The 2,032-nt window shown below is 72.8% G+C and carries 2 protein-coding genes and 1 pseudogene; all 3 read left to right on the top strand.

Features of this window, described 5'->3' with window-relative positions:
- Positions 1-163 (top strand): annotated as a pseudogene (locus tag ACIQOV_RS39125) (LysR family transcriptional regulator); the annotation flags it as partial.
- Positions 164-293: 130 nt separating this feature from the next.
- A complete protein-coding gene (locus ACIQOV_RS39120; protein ID WP_387693233.1) occupies positions 294-1,451 on the top strand; it encodes an adenosine deaminase in 1,158 nt (385 codons plus the stop codon).
- A gap of 229 nt (positions 1,452-1,680) precedes the next feature.
- Positions 1,681-2,032: hypothetical protein (locus ACIQOV_RS39115; RefSeq protein ID WP_401055620.1), on the top strand; the 352-nt coding region annotated here is incomplete at its 3' end.

Here is a 2,032-nt window from a genome sequence, read left to right as displayed (position 1 = left end):
CCTGGTGCCGCGACCGGGGGTGGTGGAGCTGGAGGTGACGGCGCCGCGCACCCGCCGGGCGATCGGGCTGGCCTGGGCGGCGGGGCGGCCGCTGACCCCGCCGGCGCGGACCTTCCGGGACTTCGTGCTGTCCCGGCGGGGGCGGCTGTTGCAGCACGACTGACGCCCGCTCGGCGGCGGTCCGGCGTTTTGGCGGATCGTATGGACCGGGCGGTGGAATTCCGCGTGGAGTTTGGACCATCCGGTGGTGTTCGCGGTGGTCGGTCTACGCGCGTAGGGGCTATATTTCCGCAATGGAACAGCAGATCCCCGTCACCACCGCGGGCACCGGCCCGCGCATCCCCACCGCCGACCAGATCCGCCGCGCGCCGAAGGTCCTCCTGCACGACCACCTGGACGGCGGGCTGCGCCCGGAGACCGTGGTCGAGCTGGCCGCCGCCTGCGGCTACCAGGGCCTGCCCACCACCGACGCCAAGGAGCTCGGCGAGTGGTTCCGCGAGGCCGCGGACTCCGGCTCGCTGGTCCGCTACCTGGAGACCTTCGCGCACACCTGCGCCGTGATGCAGACCCGTGAGGCGCTGATCAAGGTCGCCGCGGACTGCGCCGAGGACCTGGCCGCCGACGGCGTCGTGTACGCCGAGGTCCGCTACGCCCCCGAGCAGCACCTGGAGGCCGGGCTGAGCCTCGACGAGGTCGTCGAGGCCGTCCAGGAGGGCTTCCGCCTCGGCGAGGCCAACGCCCGCGCAGCCGGCCACCGGATCCGCATCGGCACCCTGATCACCGCGATGCGGCACGCCGCCCGCTCGCAGGAGATCGCCGAACTGGCCAACCGCCACCGGGACTCGGGCGTCGTCGGCTTCGACATCGCCGGTGCCGAGGCCGGCTACCCGCCCACCCGGCACCAGGCCGCCTTCGACTACCTCAAGGGCGAGAACAACCACTTCACCATCCACGCGGGCGAGGCCTTCGGCCTGCCGTCGATCTGGGAGGCCCTGCAGTGCTGCGGCGCCGACCGGCTCGGCCACGGCGTGCGGATCGTCGACGACATCACGGTCGGCGAGGACGGCACGGTCGAGCTCGGCCGGCTGGCCGCGTACGTGCGCGACAAGCGCATCCCGCTGGAGATGTGCCCGACCTCCAACATCCAGACCGGCGCCGCGGCCTCGTACGCCGAGCACCCGATCGGGCTGCTCAGCCGGCTGAAGTTCCGGGTCACCGTGAACACCGACAACCGGCTGATGAGCGGCACCAGTATGAGCCGGGAGTTCGGCCACGTGGTGGAGGCCTTCGGCTACACCCTGGGCGACCTGGAGTGGTTCACCGTGAACGCGATGAAGTCCGCGTTCCTGCCCTTCGACGAGCGGCTGGCGATGATCAGCGACGTGATCAAGCCGGGCTACGCCGAGCTGAAGTCGGAGTGGCTGTTCAGCGTGGGCGCCGGCGGCAACTGAGCCGCCGGGGCGGTGCCCCGGGCCCGCCGGGTCGGATGAACGCCGTGTTCCCGCACGAGAGTTGGCGTTCATCCGACTACTCACTCGGGTGAGTGAACGCCCTTTGGCTCCCGGGTGACCGGCTCACTACGGTGTGCCCGTCATTGCCGATACGGCTCGGCGGCGGTCGCCCGTCCGTCGGTCCCGTGCGTGAAGTCGGCCACCGACGAGGACCCAAAGGGGACCCACCATGAAGCAGGCTCTCAAGGCCGCGGGCACCGCGGCGCTCGGCATCGCCATCGCGGCGGTCGGCGCCGGTACCGCCTCCGCGGCCGACGGCCAGGCGGCCGGCGGCCTCGGGCTGCCCACCGGCGCGCTGACGAACCCGGCGGTGACCGGTGCGGTCACCGACACCGCCGCCAAGCTGCCCGCCACCGGCAAGGTGACCGAGACGCTGGGCACCCTCGCCCCGAGCGTGGGCAAGGCCGTCCCGGCCGGGGAGACCCCGCTGGCCGGCGTCACCCAGCAGCGTGCCGCCCTCCCGACCGTCCCGGGCCTGGACAAGACCCCGATCGGCGCGCTGACCAGCACCCTGCCGGCCC

Source organism: Kitasatospora sp. NPDC091257 (assembly GCF_044757675.1).
GTDB lineage: Bacteria > Actinomycetota > Actinomycetes > Streptomycetales > Streptomycetaceae > Kitasatospora > Kitasatospora lactacystinica.
The sequence above is the reverse complement of the archived record's forward strand: the minus strand, read 5'-3'. Positions and strand labels throughout refer to the sequence as shown.

What these genes read in the sequence shown, in the direction of transcription:
- ACIQOV_RS39120 (WP_387693233.1), top strand. Translation starts at nt 294, where the DNA reads ATGGAACAGCAGATCCCCGTCACCACCGCGGGCACCGGCCCGCGCATC.